We start from the raw sequence: 20,397 nt of genomic DNA on the forward strand, positions 1-20,397 counted from the left end.
AGTGGGGATCACTCGGCGCCATCCAGGCGCCGGACGGCGCTGCCACCGAACCGCTCGGCGGCGGGCGGCTGCTTGATCCGGTGCAGCAGGCGCCAGCGCCTGAGGGCTAGGTCCCGATGGAGGGAGGTGAACAAGGCTGCGGACATGGCAAGGGCGGCACAGGTCAAGGGCCGACAGTTTCGCAGCCTCGGCCGACGGCGGGCAACTAGCGCTGCCCCATAAAAAACCCGCTGCCCGCCACAAGCCACTGGACAGCGCGGCCAAAGCCCCGAAAAATCAGCGCCTTTGCTCCGCCCTCTACGGGCCGGGTGTATGTGCCAGGGAGTTTGGCCGAATGCTCAATGTCCTGTTTGTCTGCAGCCAGAACAAGCTGCGCAGCCCCACCGCCGAGCAGCTGTTCGCCGACTGGCCGGGGATCGAGACCGCCTCGGCGGGCCTCAACCACGACGCCGAGGTGCCCCTGGGCCCGGAGCTGGTGGAATGGGCCGGGCTGATTGTGGTGATGGAAACCCGGCACCGGGAAAAACTGCGCAAACGCTTCAAGGCGCACCTGCACAAGCAGCAGATCGTCTGTCTGAACATTCCCGATGACTACGAGTTCATGGACCCGGAGCTGATCCAGTTGTTGCAGCAGAAGGTTCCGCAGTTTCTCCCCGATGACAGCGCGGCTCGCTGATATGGCGTTGATCTTCAGGGCGCCGCCGGAGCTGCGGGTGGAGTTGGAGATCCTCGGCTACCAGTTCCCCGAGAGCCGTGAGCGCCTGGACGGCAACTGGCTGCTGGTGCGCGGCCGCATTCAGCATCCCCGGGGCGCCTGGAGCTTCGAGGATGCCTGCCTGACCACCTTCGAACTGGACAAGCTGGCCCAGTGGCTTCAAGCCCTGGAGCAACCCGAAGGCCCTGCCCGGCCCTGCTGGTTCACCGAGCCCTGCCTGGAGCTCCACTACCTGGGCGGCTCCGAGCCGCAGATCCAGGTTCACTTTTCCCATGAGGCGGCACCGCCCTGGCTGGAGCCGGAGCAACGGCTGGACGGTTGCCAAGTGACCCTGCCCCTTAGCTGCAACTGCGTACCTCGACTGCGAGTGATGGTGGATGCCCTGCGCCGGGATTTCCCTGCGCGCTGAGCCAGCAAGACCGCCCTCTGTAGCCGCTGCCGCAGGCTGCGCAAGGCATCGCAGGGACCTCGGCGGTTGGGATATCGCAGGCGAGCCGGCGGCTAGTTTGCAGCCTTCGGCAGCGGCTACAAGGCGCCAAGGGCGGCCGTCAGTTCAGGCGAGGCGTTGTACAGCGGTGTGCTGCCCTGCAACAGAATCTGCGCGCTGCGTCGGTAGGCGGCGCCATCGATCAACAACTCATCGCCGGCCCGCCGGGCATTGATCAGGGTCTCCAGCACTCCGGCGGGGTTTTCAATCGCCAGCGGGTACTCGCCCTGCTCCTCGCCGATGGCCGGTGCACGCGCCAGCAGGGCATGGGCCACGGTGCCCTCGGCCAGGCAGGCCGCCGCCAGGCAGCAGCCACCGGACACCGCCAGGGACGGATGGGCGTTCTGCGGGGTGAAGTAGCGGGTGGCTATATCGCCGCCTTCTCGCGCCGGGCTGACGATGCAGATCTTGGGGATGGTTTCGCTGCACCGCAGGTCGTCGGCGCTCATCAAACTGCCGTCGCGCTGGCGCAGGCCCATGCGCAACCCGCCCAGCACCATCAGTTCCAGCAGGCGCGCCTTGAACTGCGGATCGGCGTCCAGTTCGGCCGGGGGCTCCTGCCCGGTCTTGCCCAGGTCGGCGGCGCGGATGATGACCATGGGCACCGCCACATCGATGCAGGTGGCGGCAATCCCGTCCAGCAGGTCCACCCGTTGCCCACTGGGAAACAGTGCGCCGGTCTTGGCCCCCACCGGCTTGTCGAGAAACAGGTCGACCCCGGGAAACACCCCGTTGACCCCGGGAATCCGCGTGTCGCTCAGCAGTCGGCCATCGGCGAACCCCAGGCGCGCGTACATCGTGGTCTGGGTGTTGCTGTTGTAGATCTCGATCTGTCCACCGCCCTCCTCGGGTTCCAGCCAGCCGCGCTGCAGGGCGTACAACGGCAGGGCCGCGGACATGTTGCCGCAGTTGACGCTCCAGTCGATGGCGCTCTTGCCCGCAGCCAACTGCGCCAGGGTACTGATCATCCGCGTCTCGCCAGGGCGGCGCTCGACGATGAACACCTTGTTGCTGGTGGGCCCGCCGCGCCCCAGGCCGGTGATCTGGGTGTTGCCCGGCCACTCACCGTGCAAGGGCACGCCCATCAGGTGACGCAGCAGCTCCTCCACCAGGGCTTCGTCCCGGGGCAGCGCTTCGCGGGCCAGGATCAGCCCGGTGGAGGTGCCGCCACGGGCGTGACACACGGGGAACTCGGGGATGGCGGCTGGACGGGCAGCAGGCTTGGGCAGATCGGACACGGCGGGCGCCTCCACGGTGGGGAAAAGAGCAGCCCCTTGTCGGACAGGCAACGGGCAGCAGCGCAGCATGATAAACCGTCGCGGCCAATTCCGGGGCGGCGGCATGGCGCCCTGCTGTCGCCTGATACAGCGCTTGCTCGTGCAACCCGAGCACCGTATTTTCTAGCGCCCTCGCGCGGCCTGGCCGTCAGCGCGAGGGTTCTATTCGCCGCCCATGGACCCGGAGCGATGCCATGCCCCAAGCCCCCCAACAACTGTTGTTCCTGCCCGGCGCCTCGGGCAATCGGCAATTCTGGCAACCCCTGGCCGCGCAATTGCGCCATCCGGCGCGCCAGGTGCACCTGGGCTGGCCGGGTTTCGGCGACACCCCGGCACAGCCGGACGTCCAGGGCATGGACGATCTGGTCGACCTGGTATTGCAACGGGTCGACCGGCCGACGGCGCTGGTGGCCCAGTCCATGGGCGGCATCATCGCAGTGCGTGCGGCCCTGCAGCAGCCGGAGTTGATCACCCATCTGGTCTTGAGTGTCACCTCCGGCGGCGTGGACATGCGCGACCTTGGCGCCACGGACTGGCGTGGCGACTATGCCGCGGCCTATCCGCGGTTGCCTCGCTGGTTTATCGACGATCACAGCGACCTCGGCCCGCGACTCGGGGAGTTGCGCATGCCGACGCTGCTGCTGTGGGGCGACTGCGACCCGATCAGCCCGGTGGCGGTGGGTCAGCGCCTGGCCCGCCTGTTGCCCCGGGCCCGCCTGCGCATCGTACCGGGAGCCGACCACGACCTGGGCCTGACCCACGCCAACCTGGCGGCGCACTGGCTGGAAGAGCATCTGCAGCGGCCAGGCCCGGGCTGACAGCGGGCACCCGGGCATCCAACGCGACAGCAGGGAGCTGGACATGAGCGACGTAGACATCATGGTCACCATCGATGTGGACACTCTCCTGGGCAGCGAAGGCCAAACCTTCGACTCCGGCGCATTCCATCTCGAAAAAAACAACCCGAACGCCCCCACCCACCTTTACAACTACACCAACCCGTCGGGACGACTCTCCAGCCAGGCGATCTACATGGTGGCCCGGCGCGACGCGACCAACCAGACGTCCGAGGGTACCGACGAACTGGTGGTCAACGTCCGCGAGGGCGACCCTATCCGCTGGCGCACCACCAGCCTGTCCAAGGGGCTTGACCACGCCGTGCTGCTGTAGCCCGACGGTTACGCTGCAAAACCGAGACTACGTGCAGAACGTCCAGCCGAAGGTTCTCGACCAGACGCCCTTGCCCATCATCGACCTGAACAACCCATCCGGGCCACCCATAGCGCAAGTGGTGGGGATGTACGAGCAACTGGGCATCCGCGTCGACATCAGCCCCAGCTTCAACGAAGTGCGCAGCATGCGCGGCATCTCGATTTCCCTCGGCGATTTGCCCGGCCTGTGCCGCAAGATCCGACAATCGATTCCGGCCGCCATTCGCCGGGCCATGGAGAACCGCCCGGAAATCGCCTAGCGCCTGCTGGACTCCCAGGACCTGTTGCGCGGCACCTGAGGGCGGCGCGTCGACGCATCAGTCCTGCCGTTCAAGGCTTGCAGCCTGGCGCCTGAACCCTGAAACTTGCCGCTGCTTTTTCCAGGACTTCCTTCATGCAAAACACCCCACTGAACGCCGCCGACTTCGAGCTGATCGAAGACACCCTGCTCCAGTACGGCGACGACCACTCGGTGCTCAACCCCTGCGAACTGGACGGCTACTTCACCGCGCTGGTGTCGGGCCCGGCTCAAGTCGATATCGCCGAATGGTTCCCGGGCATCTGGGGCGGCGAAAACCCCAACTGGGAAACCCCGGAGCAATGCCGGCAGTTCATCGACCTGTGCGTGCGCCACATCAACACCCTGGCCGAGCAATTGACCCAGGCCCCGCAAGCGTTCAAGGCGCGCTTCGAACAGACCGAGCACCAGGGCCATGACCTGCTGCTGGCCGAAGAATGGTGCTTCGGCTACCTGCGCGGCGTGGCGGTGGGCAACTGGCCGGAAATGCCCGCGCCGCAGACCGGGTTGCTGCAAGCGATCATCGACTGCGCCGAACAGGACAACTTCGAACTGCCGGCCGACCTGAACCTGGAGCAGCATCGCCAGCAAGTGGCGGCCATCGAACCGGCGGCGCGCACGCTGCATGCCTATTGGGCGGCGCAGCGCTGACACCCGCCCCAAAGCCCCCCGGGGTTCAAGAAACGGCAGATTTTCCGCTCAGGGAAATCTGCCCGCCAACGATCGACATTGCCCCATGCTCAAGCGCATCAGAAGACTGCTCACCTGGCCGCTCCCGGTGACAGGCCCGCTACAAGGCACTCCCACATAAGCCCCTGCGCCACCAACATTCGAGGAGTATTTATCCGGCCTGCCGACTTGCGAGCATGTGCCCAGCGAGGATTTCTATTCCAGGACAGAGGCCGCTGAAAAATGGCCGCAATACTTCTCAAGCAAGTTCAGAGCGGCCTGCCGCGCAGTCTGATCTGCGCTCATGAGCATCGGATGCCTTGCTCAGCGAATCACGCGCCTCTTCCTTGCTCCAGGCCTTGAAGGTCTGATCAAGCTGGAGCATCCGCAGTTGCATTTGAACAGGGCGGCAGCACTCAGGCCCGCAAGTCATCGGGCTGGCGCATATTCCTCAATCAGCTTCCACAGCAGACGGCTCATCGGCAGGCGATAGATATCACTGTGGGCTCCTCCCCCGGATCCTGGCGAATTGAATTGGGTAATACCGTTCAACGCATCGATGTAAGCCACTTTCCTGTCTGGACCAGCCCCCTTGAACGGCTCGGCACAGCCTGGTTGACCGTACTTGCAGACTTCGAACTTGCCTCCTGGGACCGCGGATGTGTCAGAAGCCGTCATGCATTCGAAAATGCGCTGGTAGCGCGGATCGGCGCCCTCACAAGCCTTGCGATACGAGCCGATCGATCCGGCAGGATCGGTCCAGACGATAAGTGGGGCACCGGTCGCCGAATCAACGCCCACATCGAAGACTTGTTCGATAGCCAACTTATAGTTAGTTGACAATCAACTTGTACTTTATAGATTTGAGGAACAGTCGGAGGACGCAAGTTCAAGCAGGCCGCTGGCCCTGCCCCGGCTCAGCGGCGTTTCACTTACCGCTTTACGGCTCCCCAAGCCCGCAGCATCAACAATAGCCGTCGCAGGCATCGAGCAGATTGAGCAGGTGCTCGTCGGGCATCGAGAACATGTCGATCTCTGCGGGCGCCACACCGGTCCACTCCAGCTCGGGGTCGGTCTCCACAATCAGCAGCGGCACCTGGGCTTCATTGCAGAAGGCGAGGATGTCGCGCAGTTCCTGCTCACGCTCCACATGGTCGTTGTGAAACAGCTTGGCGCTGTAGAAGAAGCCCTCGGCGCCACGGCGCAGATAGCCCTGGGCAACGCTCAGGGACAGGCCCAGGCGCTGATGGAGAAACTTCACCAGTGCCAGGCTGTTGGTGGGAGTCGCTGTGGCGATGCTGATCCGGGACATGGCAGGTTCCTTGAAAAAACGACGGGTAATGACCGCGCGGTTACTCGGGGCGCCACAGTTCGAGCCCTTGCACATGACGTTCGATGTCATCCATGTCGTCGTCCCCCAGGGTGCTGTCGAAGGGTTCGCTGAGAATCCTGCGCACCAGGGCCAGACGCTGGGTGACCTGCTGGTTATCGATGAAATCGGTGGTCGCACGCTGGTAGTCGGCCACGGGTTTATCCATGTAATAGGCGCCCATCTTGTGCAGCGAGATCAGGACGAACTCCAACTCCGCCAGGGCTTGCAGTGCCTGCTCGCCTGACAGCGTGATGGTGCGGTTGCTTTCCAGCATCGAATAGCTCCTTGCTTCTGAACAGTTGGACAGACCGCCGTCACCTGGGTAGCGTGCGGCGCTCACTTCAATCAGACAGGCCCCCGCACATGTTGATCAGGGACTATCAATCCAGCGACCTTCAAGGGTTGCTGACACTCTGGCTGGATGCCTCGATCCAGGCCCACCACTTTGTCGACCCCGACTTCTGGCGCTCCAAGGTCGAGGACATGGGCAACCTCTACATTCCCAATGCCCAGACCCGGGTGGCCGAACGCGACGGCGAGCTTCTGGGCTTCTACTGCCTGGTCCAGGACCAGTTGGCGGCGCTGTTCGTCAGGGTCCAGCAGCAAGGCCAGGGCCTGGGCAAGCAGCTGCTGGTCGATGCCCGTGAACGGCGCTCGCGCCTGGAGCTGGCGGTGTATGCCGACAACCTGCCAAGCATCGGTTTTTACCGCCAGCAGGGTTTCCAGGTGATCGACAACGGCATCGACCCCGATACCGGGCAGGCCGAACTGATCATGGCGTGGCCGGGGCCAGCTTGAGCCGGGTCGGATCGACCCCGCAGGCCATGTTGCGCAATTCCCCCAACAGCGACTGGCGCGGGAACGCGGTCCATTGGGCAAGATCGTCCTTGCGCGTGACCTCCACGCCCTGGGCGTAAGGCTCGGAAAAATACACCCGGCCGAACTGCGCCGACTCATCCTTCTCGCAGTTGATTACCCGGGTCGCCCGGGAGCTGTAGATCGGCGGTTTGCCGTCGCTGAGCTGGGTGGGCTTGGCGTAGTTGTTGACCAGATAGAACTGCCGCAGGTTCGGGTTGTTCTGGTAAAGGGCCAGCGAGTTGGCAGCGAAGTAGGTGCCCAGCTCCGGGGTCTCCAGCACCTTGAACATGCCGTCCGGACGCTGCGCCGCCGGGGCCTCCTTGGGGGCACCCGAATGTGCGCAACCGGCGAGCACAACCGCCACGCTCAAGCTCAACAGCTTGTTCATCGGCTCGCACCCTGGGCCAGGTCCGGCCGTTCCTGGTGCAGCAGTGGCTGCTCGATGCTGCCCTGCAACGAGCAGAGCAAACGGGTCTTGCCGTCCTCATCGCTGAGCATCAGGATCTTTTCTGCGGAACCCGGCGCCGGGGCGATGCCCGAGGCGGCGGCCGGGTTGTCCTGCCAGGGCGCGGCGGCGTTGGCCTTGATCTGCGGCCGGGAGATGAAGTATTCGCCGGCCTCCTGCCAACCGGCCTGGGGCAGCGCGGCCATGACCGCCTTGCGGCTGGCGTCGATTTCAAAGCCCCAGAAGTGGAAGATGCCCTGCTCGCCCAGGTCAAACTGGCGGTCGTAGTAGGCGGTCAGGAGCAGGCCCTGGTCCAGCAGCGGGCGGGAAAACACCGTCAGCGCGGTAGCGCTGTTGCGGCGCTCGACCACCGGAATCCAGGCGATGCCCTGGCGCTGATTCTCCGCCAGTTTCACCACCTGCCCGAGCTCGGCGCGCTGCTGATACAGGGCCTTGAAGAACCCCGGCTGGCACTCCAGCAGGCTCTCGCTGAGGCTGGTCGCCTGGGAGCTTGCGGCCCACAGGCCGAAGAACAGGGCCATCAGCGATGTGCTGGAAAGGCGGGGCAAGGTGCGGGTCCGTTGCATGGTCTGGAGCATCCTGAGCAGGCGAAAAAAGCGCGACTCTACTCCCGCAGGCACTGCCGAGACAAATCTGCCTGAGGGCGCCAGGTTCCCATGACAGAGCGGCGCCGCAGATGGTTCAGAGGAAGATGCTGCCCTTGAGGTACAACGCGCCGTAGCCGCTGATCAATACCCGGTCGTGGTCCAGCAACTGACACTGCAACTGGCCCTTGCGCGCCCCGCCCTGCTGCGCCCGCAGTTGGCGCTTGCCCAGGCGCGCGGCCCAGTAAGGCGCCAGCGAGGTATGGGCGGAACCGGTGACCGGGTCTTCATTGACCCCGACCCGCGGGCCGAACCAGCGCGAGACAAAATCGAACTCCCGTGACGGCGCCGTGACCGCGATACCCCGCACATCGAAGGCGGCCAGGGCGGCGAAATCGGGCTTGAGCTCGTCCAGCAGACGCTCGTCGTCCACCACCAGCAGGTAGTCATCGGTGCGGTACAGAGCCTCGGCGGCAGGCAACCCCAGGGCTTGCAGCAGGGCCGCTGGAATGGCCACCTGCTCGGGTTGCTTTGCCGGAAAGTCCATGGACAGCAGGCCGCCCTCGCGGCTCACCCGCAACTCGCCGCTGCGGGTGGCAAAGCGCAACACCTCACGCTGCTCGCCCAACTGCTCGAACAGCACCCACGCCGCTGCCAGAGTGGCGTGCCCGCAGAGGTCGACTTCCACCGCGGGAGTGAACCAGCGCAGTTCGAAGACTTCGCCCCGGGGCACGAAATAGGCGGTTTCCGACAGGTTGTTCTCCAGGGCAATGCGCTGCAGGACCGCGTCCGGCAACCAGGCATCCAGAGGGCATACCGCAGCCGGGTTGCCACCAAAGACCTGGGAGGTAAAAGCATCCACTTGAAAGATATCGAGTTGCATCGCGGTCATTCCTCGGCGCCCTGGGCGCGGATCTGTTCCAGATAGTTGTAGATGGTGTAGCGGGTCACCCCCAGGGCCGTGGCAGCTTTCTCGACCCCGCCCTTGACGATGAACACTCCGCGTTCCTGCATCTGGCGCACGGCGTCGAGCTTGTGCTGCTTGGTCATGCGCACCCCGGCTGGACAGGCACCGTGGATGATCTGCGCCAGCACCTGCTCCAGGTCTCGGGGTTCGTCGCCGCGTGGCGCAGGCGCGCCGCCCAGCCCCAGCATCTGCCCCAGGCAGGCGTGGGCGGCGGCAATGCCGCTCAGGTCGCTGTTGCTGCACAGGCTGGCGAAGGGCTGTCCGCTGCTGTCGCGGAAGATCACCGTGGAGCTGCGCAGCTCACGGCCGTCGGGGGCCAGGGTCGGGTAGTTCTCCAGCACCAGCGGGGTGCCGGCGGAGCGATCCTGTAGGGCCTGCATCACGGCGGCAAAGCCCAGGTCCTGGCGCGGCCCGCCCAGCACCGGGCCACCGACCCGACGCCCGGTGACATGCCCATTGGCGATGGCGACGATCGAAGACTCGGGCCGGTCGAGGTCATGCAGGACGATTTCCACATGGGGGCCAACCACACCGGCGAGCATCTGCAAGGTGCTGCGCAGCACCTGCAACACCAGTTGGCGCTCGGCAAGCAGGGAAGCGGAAGACGGGTTCATAGACGGCTACCAGGGAAAACAGCCAGGAAAAATATCAACGCCTTGTTGAATATTCAACTTTTTGTTTGGCTAATCCCGATCACGGCCGTCCATCATGGCAATTGCATAGCCCGGGGCATTGCTGCAATATTCGCAAATGTAAAACATTCTCATTAAAGCCAGCCCCTTCATTCAAGTGCTCTCCCCCATGATCCCCAACCTGCTCCTCGTGGAAGACGACGCCCGCCTGCGTAACGACCTGGACCTGCATTTCCGCCAGCGCGGCTTTGCCGTCACCCCTTGCGCCGATGGCCGCCAGGGCCTGGCGGCCGTGCGTGCCGGCCACTTCGACCTGGTGCTGCTGGACATCATGCTGCCGGGCATGGACGGCCTGGCCCTGCTGGAAACCTTGCGCCAGGAACAGGGCACGCCAGTGATGCTGATGTCGGCCCTGGGCGCCGAGCAGGACCGCATCACCGGCTTCACCCGCGGCGCCGACGACTACCTGCCCAAGCCCTTCAGCCTGGCCGAACTGGACGCCCGGGCCGACGCCCTGCTGCGGCGCATGGCCCGGGTGCAACAGCAGCAGGCCACATGCCTGGACCCGGACCTGAGCTTCGACGACCAGGCCCAGGACGTGCTGCACCAGGGCCGTGCGGCCGGCCTTACCGGTTCCGAATACCGGCTACTGGTGACCCTGCGCGAGCATCCCGGGGCAACCCTGAGCAAGCCCTTCCTCTATCAGCAGGTGCTGCATCGCATCTACACCCGCCTGGATCGCGGCCTGGACGTGCACGTGTGCAACCTGCGGCGCAAACTTGCCGACCTGGGGGTGCAGCACCTGCAGATCCAGGCGGTGCGCGGCGCCGGCTACATCCTCGTGGAAGCGGACCGTCACTGATGCGCCGCCATCCCCTGCTGTGGAAACTGGCCGGACTGCAGATCGGCTTCTGCCTGCTGCTGACCTGGATCATCTGGACCTGGGGCCTGTCGGCCGAGCGCAGCACCTATTTCCTCGACCCCGCTGACCGCCAGTACCTGGCGAACTACGCCCAGCAGGCCGAGGCCGCCTGGCACCAGGGCGGGGCGGCGGCGGTGGATGCCTTCGAAAAACGCTTGGCGGCCGAGGAAGACACTTGGGTCGCGGTGCTTGGCGAGCGCCTGCAACGCCTGGGCAGCACCGCGCTGACCGCTGAAGAAGCCAGCCGCCTGACCTTCATGCGCAAGCTCGATTGGCCCATGAGCCGGCGCCTGCAAGACCAGTTGCCCTACGTCAGCATCGAATTCCCCGAACACCCGGAGCAAGGCCGGCTGGTGCTGCAACTGCCCGAGCGCCTGCTGCCCGGCGGCCTGACGCCCTGGACCCACGTGTTCAGCCATGGCGTGGTGCCGACCCTGCTGGCCGCCCTGCTCGGCCTGTTGCTGTACCGCCACCTGGTGCTGCCGCTGAACCGCCTGCGCGACCGCGCCGACGCCTTGCGCGCCGATGACCTGGAAAGCCAGGGGCTGGGCACGCCCCTGGTGAACCGCCACGACGAACTGGGCGAGCTGGCCCTGGCCTTCGAGCACATGGCCGAACGCCTGCGCCAGAGCCTGGCCCAGCAGCGCCTGCTGCTGCGTACGTTGTCCCATGAACTGCGCACGCCCCTGGCGCGGTTGCGCATCGCCCATGACAGCCAACTGCCGTCGGAACAGTTGCGCCAGCGCCTGGACCGGGAAATAGCCGACATGCAACGCCTGTTGGAAGACACCCTGGACCTGGCCTGGCTCGACACCGAGCGCCCACAACTGCCCACCGAGCCGGTGCAAGTGCTGTCGATCTGGGAGGCCCTGCGCGAGGACGCCTGCTTTGAAAGTGGCTGGGACGCCGCACGCCTGCCGTGCCTGCTGGACGCCGATTGCCGGGTACTGGTGCACCTGGACAGCATCGCCCAGGCCCTGGAAAACCTGCTGCGCAATGCCATTCGCTATTCCCCCGCCGAAGGCCGAGTGAGCTTGCGTGGCTGGCGCGAGGGCAGCCACTGGCACCTGTGCCTGGAAGACCAGGGCCCCGGGGTTGCCGAGCACGACCTGCAACGGATTTTCCAGCCCTACCAGCGCCTGGACTCGGCCCAAGGCGATGGTTTCGGCCTCGGCCTGGCCATTGCCAGGCGCGCCGTCGAACTGCACCAGGGGCGGATCTGGGCCAGCAATGGCAGCCGCGGCCTGTGCATGCATGTGCTGCTGCCCGCCGCCTGAGAAGTGTTTAGAAAGTTAATGCGCTTTACTCGCAATTAGCAGTCATTATCATTCGTGATCTTCCTGTTACAGCCCTGTCCCGGAGATCACCGATGTCCAAGTGCTCGATGCGCCCTTTCACCCCTTTCCTGCTGTCCGGTTGCTGCCTGCTCAGCCAAGCCGTGCAGGCGGCCACTGCAGACCCGACCCGGACGACTCTGGAACTGGAACCGCAGACCGTCATCGCCACCGCCAAGGAAGAAACCAAGCAGGCGCCGGGGGTCTCGGTGATCACCGCCGAAGATATCCAGAAACGCCCACCGGCCAACGACCTGTCGCAAATCATCCGCAGCATGCCCGGAGTCAACCTCACCGGTAACTCCACCAGCGGCCAACGCGGCAACAACCGGCAGATCGACATCCGCGGCATGGGCCCGGAAAACACCCTGATCCTGGTGGACGGCAAGCCAGTGGGCAGCCGCAACTCGGTACGCTACGGCTGGCGCGGCGAGCGAGACAGCCGTGGCGACACCAACTGGGTACCGGCCGACCAGGTGGAACGCATCGAAGTGATTCGTGGCCCGGCAGCCGCGCGCTACGGCAACGGCGCGGCCGGTGGGGTGATCAACATCGTCACCAAGCAGGCCGGCAGCCAGACCCACGGCAACGCCACCGTCTACAGCTCGTTCCCGACCCACAAGGACGAGGGCGCGACCCAGCGCATGAGCTTCGGCCTCAATGGCCCGCTGACCGAAAACTTCAGCTACCGGGTCTACGGCAACATCGCCAAGACCGATTCCGACGACGCCGACATCAACGCCGGCCACCAATCCCTGCGTACCGGCAACCAGGTCGGCACCCTGCCCGCCGGCCGCGAAGGCGTGCGCAACAAGGACCTCAACGGCCTGCTCAGCTGGCACCTGACGCCGGACCAGACCCTGGATGTCGAAACCGGCTTCAGCCGCCAGGGCAACCTCTACACCGGCGACACCCAGAACACCAACAGCAACAGCAATGTGAAAAACCTGCTGGGCCACGAGACCAACCGCAGCTACCGCGAAACCTATTCCCTGACCCATCGCGGCGAATGGGACTTCGGCAGCTCCATGGCCTACCTGCAATACGAAAAAACCCGCAACACGCGGATCAACGAAGGCCTGGCCGGCGGCACTGAAGGTATCTTCAGCAACAGCAATTTCTACACCGCGGTGCTGCGCGACCTGACCGCCCATGGCGAGCTCAACCTGCCGTTGCACGCTGGCTTCGAGCAGACCCTGACCCTGGGCAGCGAATGGTCCCAGCAGAAGCTTGACGACCCCAGCGCCAACAGCCAGGCCACCAGCGAGGGCGGCGCAGTCAACGGCCTGACCTCGAGCAACCGCAGCACCCAGTCCAGTGCGCAGATCTTCTCGCTGTTCGCCGAAGACAACATCGAACTGCAGCCGGGCACCATGCTCACCCCGGGCCTGCGCTTCGACCACCACAGCGTCGTCGGTGACAACTGGAGCCCCTCGCTCAACCTGTCCCACGCCCTCAGCGACAGCCTGACCCTGAAAGCCGGTATCGCCCGTGCCTACAAGGCGCCGAACCTCTACCAGCTGAATCCCGACTACCTGCTCTACAGCCGCGGCCAGGGCTGCTACGGGCAGAGCACCAGTTGCTACCTGCAGGGCAACGACCAGCTCAAGGCAGAAACCAGCGTCAACAAGGAACTGGGCCTGGAGTACAAGGCCGACGGCTGGGTTGCCGGCCTGACCTACTTCCGCAACGACTACAAGAACAAGGTGGAATCCGGCCTGGCTCCGGTGAGCAAGGCCAGCGGTGGCAGCGGCGCTTACCGCAACGCGGCGATCTACCAGTGGGAAAACGTGCCCAAGGCCCTGGTGGAAGGCCTGGAAGGCACCCTGACGATTCCGTTGGCCAGCCAGCTGACCTGGAACAACAACTTCACCTACATGCTGCAATCGAAGAACAAGCAAACCGGCGACTACCTCTCGGTGACCCCGCGCTACACCCTCAACTCGATGCTCGACTGGCAGGCCACCCAGGACCTGTCGCTGCAGGCCACCGTGGCCTGGTACGGCCAGCAGACGCCGAAGAAGTACGACTACCACGGCGACCGCGTCACCGGCAGCGCCACCCAGCAACTGGCGCCCTACGCCATTGCCGGGGTCAGCGGCACCTACGCCCTGACCCGCAACCTGAGCCTGACTGCCGGGGTCGACAACCTGTTCGACAAGCGCCTGTTCCGTGAAGGCAATGCCCAGGGCGTGAACAACATCGCTGGCGCCGGCGCCGCCACCTACAACGAACCCGGGCGCACCTTGTATACCAGCCTGACCGCATCGTTCTGAGCCATCACCAAGAACCCGCCGAGAACGCCTGATGAGAACTTTCTTCCTGCCCCTGGCCCTGGCCTGGGGCCTTGCGGGAGCGGCCCTGGCCGCCCCCGCCGCGGACCAGCCCATGGACCGCAGCCTGCTGCAACGCCAGGACCTGCCTTACCGCTTCAGCAGCCTGCAACTGGATTCCGCCGACGGCCAGCGGCACTACCAACTGTGGATCGGCAAGCCGCTGCAGGCGCCGCCGCCCCAGGGCTACCCGGTGCTGTGGATGCTCGATGGCAACGCCGCCATCGGCGCCCTCGACCCCGAGCAGCTCAAGCGCCTGCCCGCCGATCAGGCACCGTTGCTGGTGGCCGTGGGTTACCAGACCCCGCTGCGCATCGAGCGCACCGCCCGGACCTATGACTACACCCCGCACCAGCCGGGCCTTGAAGAGCAGAAAGACCCGCTGACCGGACAGCCCAGCGGCGGTGCCGAAGCCTTCCTGCAAGGGCTGCGCGAGCGCATGCGGCCAGCGGTGGCGGCACAGGTGCCGATCGATCCTGCACAACAGACCTTGTGGGGCCACTCCTACGGTGGCCTGCTGGTGTTGCAGGCGTTGTTCAAGCACCCGCAGGAGTTTCGCCACTACGCTGCTGCGAGCCCCTCGCTGTGGTGGGGTGACGGCCTGATTCTCGGCCAGGCCCAAGGTCTGGAGCAGCGTCTGCAGGGGCACCGTGCGCAATTGCTGCTGATGCGCGGCGGCGCCGAGCCGGGCAACCCGCGCCAGCCGCCGGGGCCCGAAGCCGACCAGCGCGCCAGACAGTTGCAGGGGCAACTGGCCCAGGTGCCGGGGCTGGCGCTGGACTACCACAGCTTCGAAAAGCTCAGCCATGGCCAAACCCTGGCGGCCTCGCTGCACTACGTGCTGGAGCGGCTCTACCTGTCGGCGACCCAGGACTGAAAACCCTGCGCCCGGGTGCAAGGCCCGGGCCACGAGTTCCAGCGCAAGAGACCGGGTGCACGCGCCGGGGCGGCAGGCTAATCTGCCGCTCGCCCCGCCACCTGTTCCGGATCACCAATGCCCACCTGCCCTGCCACTCGTTTTCTTGCCGCACTGGATGCCGACTGGGCCGCGCTGATCGCCGCCGTTGGCCCCTGTCTGCACCAACCCCGCCCGGAGCGCGAGCCTTATCAGGCGCTGGTGCGCGCGGTGGCTTACCAGCAACTGCATGCCCGCGCCGGCGACGCGATACTGGGCCGCCTGCGCGCCTTGTTTCCCGGGCAGGACTTCCCTACGCCCCGGCAACTGGCTGATGCCAGCCTTGAAAGCCTGCGCGGCTGCGGCTTTTCCGCACGCAAGGTGGCGACCCTGCAAGGCATCGCCCAAGCCCGGCTCGACGGCCGCGTGCCGGATGCCCGGGATGCGCGAAAGATGGACGATGAACAACTGATCGAGCGCCTGACCCAACTGCCGGGCATCGGCCGCTGGACCGTGGAGATGCTGCTGATCTACAGCCTTGAGCGCGAGGACATATTGCCGGTGGATGATTTTGGCGTACGCGAAGGCTACCGCCGGCTCAAGGGCCTGGAAAAGCAGCCCGGCCCCCGGCAACTGCGCCAGATCGGCCAGGCCTGGAGCCCCTGGCGCACCACCGCAGCCTGGTACCTGTGGCGCGTGCCGTCGGCCTGACCCACTCATGGGCATTAGTCGTTGAACCGAACCCGGCAGACCACCGCGCCATCCACCTGTAGGAGCTGGCTTGCCAGCGAAAGCGCCCGCAAGCGCGACGCAATGTCCAACCGCTGAACCGGCACCGCCTGGCCGCTGCGCGGTTCGCCGGCAAGCCGGCTCCTACAGGGATATGTCGTTTTGTAGGAGCTGGCTTGCCAGCGAAAGCGCCCGCAAGCGCGACGCAATGTCCAACCGCTGAACCGGCACCGCCTGGCCGCTGCGCGGTTCGCCGGCAAGCCGGCTCCTACGGAAATATGTCCGTCTGTAGGAGCTGGCTTGCCAGCGAAAGCACCCGCAAGCGCAACGCAATGTCCAACCGCTGAACCGGCGCCGCCTGGCCGCTGCGCGGTTCGCCGGCAAGCCGCCTCCTACGGAAATATATCCGTCTGTAGGAGCTGGCTTGCCAGCGAAAGCGCCCTCAAGCGCGACGCAATGTCCAACCGCTGAACCGGCGCCGCCTGGCCGCTGCGCGGTTCGCCGGCAAGCCGGCTCCTACGGAAATATGTCCGTCTGTAGGAGCTGGCTTGCCAGCGAAAGCACCCGCAAGCGCGACGCAATGTCCAACCGCTGAACCGACGCCGCCTGGCCGCTGCGCGGTTCGCCGGCAAGCCGGCTCCTACGGAAATATGTCCGTCTGTAGGAGCTGGCTTGCCAGCGAAAGCGCCCGCAAGCGCGACGCAATATCCAACCGCTGAACCGGCGCCGCCTGGCCGCTGCGCGGTTCGCCGGCAAGCCGGCTCCTACGGAAATATGTCTGTCTGTAGGAGCTGGCTTGCCAGCGAAAGCGCCCGCAAGCGCGACGCAATATCCAACCGCTGAACCGGCACCGCCTGGCCGCTGCGCGGTTCGCCGGCAAGCCGGCTCCTACATGCCCAGCCAGTTGGGCAAGGCCAGGGAAATCAGCGGGACGTAGGTCACCAGGATCAGGAACAGCAGCAGGATCATCAGCCACGGCATCGCCGCGCGGATGGTCTGGCCCAAGGTCAGGCCGGTCACCGCCGAGGTCACGAACAGGTTCAGCCCCACCGGCGGATGCACCAGGCCAATCTCCATGTTGACCACCATGACGATCCCCAGGTGAATCGGGTCGATCCCCAGCTTCATGGCAATCGGGAAGAAGATTGGCGCCAGGATCAGCACGATCGCCGAGGGCTCCATGAAGCTGCCCGCCACCAGCAGCACCACGTTGACCATCAGCAGGAAACCCAGCGGCGTCAGCCCCTCGGAGATCACCCAGGCGGTGATTTCCTGGGGGATCTGCTCAGTGGTCAGCACATGGGCGAAGAGCATGGCGTTGGCGATGATGAACATCAGCATGATCGACAGCCGCCCCGACTCCAGCAGCACTTTGGGGCAGTCTCGCAGTTTCATGTCGCGGTACACGAACAGCGCGACGAAGGCCGAATACACCGCGGCCACCGCCGCCGCTTCAGTGGGGGTGAACATGCCGCTGTAGATGCCGCCGAGGATGATCACCAGCAACAGCAACCCCCAGAACGCCCGGCGCGCGCAGCTCAGCCACTCGCGGAACGTGGCCCGTGGCTGGGCCGGCAGTTTCTTCACCCGGGCCACGATGTAGATCGCCACCATCAGCAGCAACCCCAGCAACAGGCCGGGAATCACCCCGGCCATGAACAGCTTGCCGACTGAAGTTTCGGTGGCCGCCGAATACACCACCATCACGATCGATGGCGGGATCAGGATGCCCAGGGTCCCGGCGTTGCAGATGATCCCGGCGCCGAACTCCTTCGGATAGCCGGAGCGCACCATGCCTGCCACCGCGATCGACCCCACCGCCGCCACGGTGGCCGGCGAGGAGCCGGACAAGGCGGCGAACAGCATGCACGCCAATACTGCGGCAATCGCCAGGCCGCCACGAATGTGCCCGACGCAGGCGTTGGCGAAATCGATCAGGCGCTGGGCCACGCCGCCGGTAGTCATGAAGGCTCCGGACAGCAGGAAGAATGGAATCGCCAGGAAGGTATAGGCGTCTGAGGTCTCGAACAGCTTGATCGCCAGGGAGCTGAGGGAGTCCTGGCTGAACATCAGGATCGACAGCGCCCCAGACAGGCCCAGGGCAATCGCGATCGGCACGCCGAGGAACATCAACACCAGCAGCAACAGGAACAGACAGAGCACGGTCATCAGTGACGCTCCTCATGGCTGCCCGCCAGCTTGCTGGCCTCGCCCGCCTCGTCGGCCAGGCCCAGGCCGACCTGCCGTCGAGTGAAGATGCGGTAGAAGATTTCCAGGTAGCGGACCAGCACCAGGGCGAAGCCGATGGGCACGATCACTACGATATGGCTGATCTGGATGCCGAAGCGGTCCAGGTCCTCGGCACCGATGTGCGCGGCCATGATCGCGCTCAGCCACTTGTAGCTGGCCACCATGAACAGCCCGGCATACACCAGGCAGCACAGGCAGGCGAGCAGCGCCAGGTAGCGTTGCACCGGGCGCGGGGTCAGGCGCACCAAAGCATCGACTCCCAGGTGCCCGGCGGTGCGCACGCCATAAGACATGCCGAAGAAGATCAGCCAGCCGAACAGCGCCTTGGTCAGGGCCACGCTCCAGGTCATGTCCTGGGCCAGGCCCATGGTCGCGTCCCCCAGGGTATTGAAGACGCTGCTGCCCAGGGCCCATTTGTCAGCCAGGGCAAAGAACAGCGTGTAGACGTTGTTGAGCATTACGTAGACGAAGGTCACCAGGGTCATGGTCGCCAGCAGCAGGGCGATCAGGCCCTCCTCCAGGTGCTCCCAGATACGTCTCAGGGACTGCATAGAGATACCTCGCGAAACAGGCGGGAAACGGTCGCCCGCAGGTGGACGACCGCAAGCGGCGGACGTAGCGCAATCAGGGGCGCTGGTTGGCGGCTTCGGCGGCCTGGATCAGCTCGGCGCCGATCTGGCCCTCGAACTGGCTCCACACCGGGCGCATGGTGTCGCGCCAGGCCTGGCGCTGCTCCGGGGTCAGCTCGATGATTTCGCTGGTCTTGGCCTCGACGATCTTCTGCTTGGCGCTCTGGTTCAGGGCTTCGGCCTGCTTGTTCACCTCCACCGAGACCTCAACCATGATCGCTTCCAACTCACCGCGCAGATCCGCCGGCAGGCCGTTCCAGAAGCTCGCGTTGGTGATCACCATGTAGTCGATCAGGCCGTGGTTGGACTCGGTGAAGTACTTCTGCACCTCGTTGACCTTCTGGCTTTCGTAGTTCGACCAAGTGTTCTCGGTGCCATTCACCGTGCCGGTCTGCAGGCCCTGGTAGACCTCGGCGAAGCTCATCTTGCGTGGGTTGGCCCGCAAGGCCTTGAACTGCTCCTCAAGCACGCTGGAGGCCTGCACCCGGAACTTCAGGCCCCGAGCGTCCTTGGGCTCGCGCAGGGGCTTGTTCGCCGACAACTGCTTGAGGCCGTTGTGCCAGTAGGCCAGGCCGAGAACGCCCTTGGCCTGCATCGTGGTCAGCAACTGACGACCTTGCGCCGCCTGGAAGCGGTCCACCGCCGCCAGGTCATCGAACAGGAACGGCAGGTCATAGATCTGGATCTGCTTGGTGTACTGCTCGAACTTGGCCAGGGACGGCGCCAGCATCTGCACATCCCCCAACAGCAGCGCCTCCATCTCCTTGCCGTCACCGAACAACGACGAGTTGGGATAGACCTCGACCTTGACCCGGCCGGGCAACCGTTCCTCGGCAAGCCTCTTGAACAGCAGCGCGCCCTGGCCCTTGGGGGTGTTCTCGGCCACCACGTGGGCGAACTTGATAATGATCGGGTTGCCGGTGGATTCGGCGGCCTGGGCCAACCCGGCAACGAGCAATGCGGCGGCACAGAACAGCGCTCTTGAGAGCTTGAACATGGACTTCACCTTTTTATTGTTGTGATTGAGGGAAGAGTGCCCAAGGTGCGGCGTATAGAGAATTTCGAATTTTTGATACCCGCGTTCACCCCAGCCGAACACCCCCTCTGTAGGAGCCGGCTTGCCGGCGAACAGGCCCTCAAGCCTTGCGCAGCCCTCGCCGACGCCTTCGCTGGCAAGCCAGCTCCTACAAGGGTGGTGCCTGCGAAATCGGCACCAACCGCCGTCCCGTAGGAGCCGGCTTGTCGGCGAAAGGGCCATCAAGCCTGGCGCTGCCCTCGCCGACGCCTTCGCTGGCAAGCCAGCTCCTACAAGGGCAGTGCCTGAGAAATCGGCGCCAACCGCCGTCCCGTAGGAGCCGGCTTGCCGGCGAAAGGGCCATCAAGCCTGGCGCTGCCCTCGCCGACGCCTTCGCTGGCAAGCCAGCTCCTACCAGGGTGGTGCCTGCGAAATCGGCGCCAACCGCCGTCCCGTAGGAGCCGGCTTGCCGGCGAAAGGGCCCTCAAGCCTTGCGCAACCCTCGCCGACGCCTTCGCTGGCAAGCCAGCTCCTACAAGGGCAGTGCCTGCGAAATCGGCGCCAACCGCCGCCCCGTAGGAGCCGGCTTGCCGGCGAAAGGGCCATCAAGCCTGGCGCAGCCCTCGCCGACGCCTTCGCTGGCAAGCCAGCTCCTACCAGGGCGGTGCCTGCGAAATCGGCGCCAACCGCCACCCCGTAGGAGCCGGCTTGCCGGCGAAAGGGCCCTCAAGCCTGGCGCTGCACCCGCCAACGC

The 20,397-nt window shown here is 65.3% G+C and carries 23 protein-coding genes; 12 read left to right on the forward strand and 11 right to left on the reverse strand.

Annotated elements, in window-relative coordinates:
* Positions 1-334 precede the first annotated feature (334 nt).
* Complete coding sequence (locus GV818_RS09890; RefSeq protein ID WP_161776451.1) at positions 335-676, forward strand: low molecular weight protein tyrosine phosphatase family protein; 342 nt, start codon at positions 335-337, stop codon at positions 674-676.
* A 1-nt stretch (position 677) separates the two neighbouring features.
* On the forward strand, positions 678-1,124 hold the full coding sequence (locus tag GV818_RS09895; RefSeq protein ID WP_256679449.1) for a WapI family immunity protein: 447 nt from the start codon (positions 678-680) through the stop codon (positions 1,122-1,124).
* Positions 1,125-1,240: 116 nt separating this feature from the next.
* Here the strand turns inward: GV818_RS09895 and GV818_RS09900 are convergent, their stop codons facing one another.
* The gene (locus GV818_RS09900; RefSeq protein ID WP_161776453.1) at positions 1,241-2,440 is read right to left on the reverse strand and encodes a PrpF domain-containing protein; all 1,200 of its coding nucleotides are present in this window, start codon (positions 2,438-2,440) and stop codon (positions 1,241-1,243) included.
* 233 nt (positions 2,441-2,673) lie between these two features.
* Between GV818_RS09900 and GV818_RS09905 the strand changes: the two genes are divergently transcribed.
* The 4 genes from GV818_RS09905 to GV818_RS09920 all read left to right on the forward strand — a co-directional run bounded on the left by GV818_RS09905 (position 2,674) and on the right by GV818_RS09920 (position 4,639).
* Positions 2,674-3,297: an alpha/beta fold hydrolase gene (locus GV818_RS09905; protein ID WP_161776454.1), complete on the forward strand. Its 624-nt coding sequence runs from the start codon at positions 2,674-2,676 to the stop codon at positions 3,295-3,297.
* A gap of 43 nt (positions 3,298-3,340) precedes the next feature.
* Entirely contained in the window at positions 3,341-3,649 is a 309-nt protein-coding gene (locus GV818_RS09910) for an AidA/PixA family protein (RefSeq protein WP_161759638.1), read from the forward strand.
* Positions 3,650-3,680: 31 nt separating this feature from the next.
* Entirely contained in the window at positions 3,681-3,950 is a 270-nt protein-coding gene (locus GV818_RS09915; protein ID WP_161776455.1) for a hypothetical protein, read from the forward strand.
* Positions 3,951-4,084: 134 nt separating this feature from the next.
* The gene (locus GV818_RS09920) at positions 4,085-4,639 is read left to right on the forward strand and encodes a UPF0149 family protein (protein ID WP_161776456.1); all 555 of its coding nucleotides are present in this window, start codon (positions 4,085-4,087) and stop codon (positions 4,637-4,639) included.
* A 447-nt stretch (positions 4,640-5,086) separates the two neighbouring features.
* On the opposite strand, the gene GV818_RS09925 is transcribed toward GV818_RS09920, so the two are convergent.
* The 3 genes from GV818_RS09925 to GV818_RS09935 form a co-directional block, all read right to left on the reverse strand.
* Positions 5,087-5,500, reverse strand: coding sequence for a hypothetical protein (locus GV818_RS09925; protein ID WP_256679450.1), 414 nt, complete (start codon positions 5,498-5,500; stop codon positions 5,087-5,089).
* Positions 5,501-5,621: 121 nt separating this feature from the next.
* The gene (locus tag GV818_RS09930) at positions 5,622-5,969 is read right to left on the reverse strand and encodes a hypothetical protein (RefSeq protein WP_161759635.1); all 348 of its coding nucleotides are present in this window, start codon (positions 5,967-5,969) and stop codon (positions 5,622-5,624) included.
* Between the two features lie 40 nt (positions 5,970-6,009).
* Entirely contained in the window at positions 6,010-6,303 is a 294-nt protein-coding gene (locus GV818_RS09935) for a hypothetical protein (RefSeq protein WP_161759634.1), read from the reverse strand.
* Between the two features lie 89 nt (positions 6,304-6,392).
* Here GV818_RS09935 and GV818_RS09940 point away from each other — a divergent pair, with 89 nt between their 5' ends.
* Positions 6,393-6,827 (forward strand): N-acetyltransferase, encoded by a 435-nt coding sequence (locus GV818_RS09940; RefSeq protein ID WP_256679451.1) that lies wholly within the window; start codon positions 6,393-6,395, stop codon positions 6,825-6,827.
* Here the strand turns inward: GV818_RS09940 and GV818_RS09945 are convergent.
* The 4 genes from GV818_RS09945 to GV818_RS09960 form a co-directional block, all read right to left on the reverse strand.
* Complete coding sequence (locus GV818_RS09945; protein ID WP_161776457.1) at positions 6,802-7,275, reverse strand: surface-adhesin E family protein; 474 nt, start codon at positions 7,273-7,275, stop codon at positions 6,802-6,804. The genes GV818_RS09940 and GV818_RS09945 overlap by 26 nt on opposite strands.
* The gene (locus GV818_RS09950; protein ID WP_161776458.1) at positions 7,272-7,919 is read right to left on the reverse strand and encodes a hypothetical protein; all 648 of its coding nucleotides are present in this window, start codon (positions 7,917-7,919) and stop codon (positions 7,272-7,274) included. The genes GV818_RS09945 and GV818_RS09950 overlap by 4 nt, the downstream gene beginning before the upstream one ends.
* 115 nt (positions 7,920-8,034) lie before the next feature.
* Complete coding sequence (locus GV818_RS09955) at positions 8,035-8,820, reverse strand: PhzF family phenazine biosynthesis protein (RefSeq protein WP_161776459.1); 786 nt, start codon at positions 8,818-8,820, stop codon at positions 8,035-8,037.
* Positions 8,821-8,825: 5 nt separating this feature from the next.
* Positions 8,826-9,518: a helix-turn-helix transcriptional regulator gene (locus tag GV818_RS09960; RefSeq protein WP_161776460.1), complete on the reverse strand. Its 693-nt coding sequence runs from the start codon at positions 9,516-9,518 to the stop codon at positions 8,826-8,828.
* Positions 9,519-9,705: 187 nt separating this feature from the next.
* Between GV818_RS09960 and GV818_RS09965 the strand changes: the two genes are divergently transcribed.
* The 5 genes from GV818_RS09965 (at position 9,706) to GV818_RS09985 (ending at position 15,731) form a co-directional block, all read left to right on the forward strand.
* Positions 9,706-10,398 (forward strand): response regulator transcription factor, encoded by a 693-nt coding sequence (locus GV818_RS09965; RefSeq protein WP_161759629.1) that lies wholly within the window; start codon positions 9,706-9,708, stop codon positions 10,396-10,398.
* On the forward strand, positions 10,398-11,735 hold the full coding sequence (locus GV818_RS09970) for a HAMP domain-containing sensor histidine kinase (protein WP_161776461.1): 1,338 nt from the start codon (positions 10,398-10,400) through the stop codon (positions 11,733-11,735). The genes GV818_RS09965 and GV818_RS09970 overlap by 1 nt, the downstream gene beginning before the upstream one ends.
* A gap of 92 nt (positions 11,736-11,827) precedes the next feature.
* A complete protein-coding gene (locus GV818_RS09975; protein ID WP_161759627.1) occupies positions 11,828-14,068 on the forward strand; it encodes a TonB-dependent siderophore receptor in 2,241 nt (746 codons plus the stop codon).
* 31 nt (positions 14,069-14,099) lie between these two features.
* Positions 14,100-15,002, forward strand: coding sequence for an alpha/beta hydrolase (locus GV818_RS09980; RefSeq protein WP_161776462.1), 903 nt, complete (start codon positions 14,100-14,102; stop codon positions 15,000-15,002).
* A 117-nt stretch (positions 15,003-15,119) separates the two neighbouring features.
* Positions 15,120-15,731 (forward strand): DNA-3-methyladenine glycosylase family protein, encoded by a 612-nt coding sequence (locus tag GV818_RS09985; RefSeq protein WP_161776463.1) that lies wholly within the window; start codon positions 15,120-15,122, stop codon positions 15,729-15,731.
* A gap of 906 nt (positions 15,732-16,637) precedes the next feature.
* Here the strand turns inward: GV818_RS09985 and dctM are convergent.
* The 3 genes from dctM to GV818_RS10000 form a co-directional block, all read right to left on the reverse strand.
* Positions 16,638-17,918 carry a C4-dicarboxylate TRAP transporter large permease protein DctM gene (gene dctM / locus GV818_RS09990; RefSeq protein ID WP_161759624.1) on the reverse strand — a complete coding sequence of 427 codons (1,281 nt, stop codon included), beginning with the start codon at positions 17,916-17,918 and terminating at the stop codon, positions 16,638-16,640.
* A complete protein-coding gene (locus GV818_RS09995) occupies positions 17,918-18,550 on the reverse strand; it encodes a TRAP transporter small permease (RefSeq protein ID WP_161759623.1) in 633 nt (210 codons plus the stop codon). The genes dctM and GV818_RS09995 overlap by 1 nt, the downstream gene beginning before the upstream one ends.
* A gap of 73 nt (positions 18,551-18,623) precedes the next feature.
* Positions 18,624-19,625 carry a TRAP transporter substrate-binding protein gene (locus tag GV818_RS10000; RefSeq protein WP_161776464.1) on the reverse strand — a complete coding sequence of 334 codons (1,002 nt, stop codon included), beginning with the start codon at positions 19,623-19,625 and terminating at the stop codon, positions 18,624-18,626.
* Positions 19,626-20,397 lie beyond the last annotated feature (772 nt).

The sequence above is a fragment of the Pseudomonas sp. Fl4BN1 genome (assembly GCF_009908285.1).
Taxonomy (GTDB): domain Bacteria; phylum Pseudomonadota; class Gammaproteobacteria; order Pseudomonadales; family Pseudomonadaceae; genus Aquipseudomonas.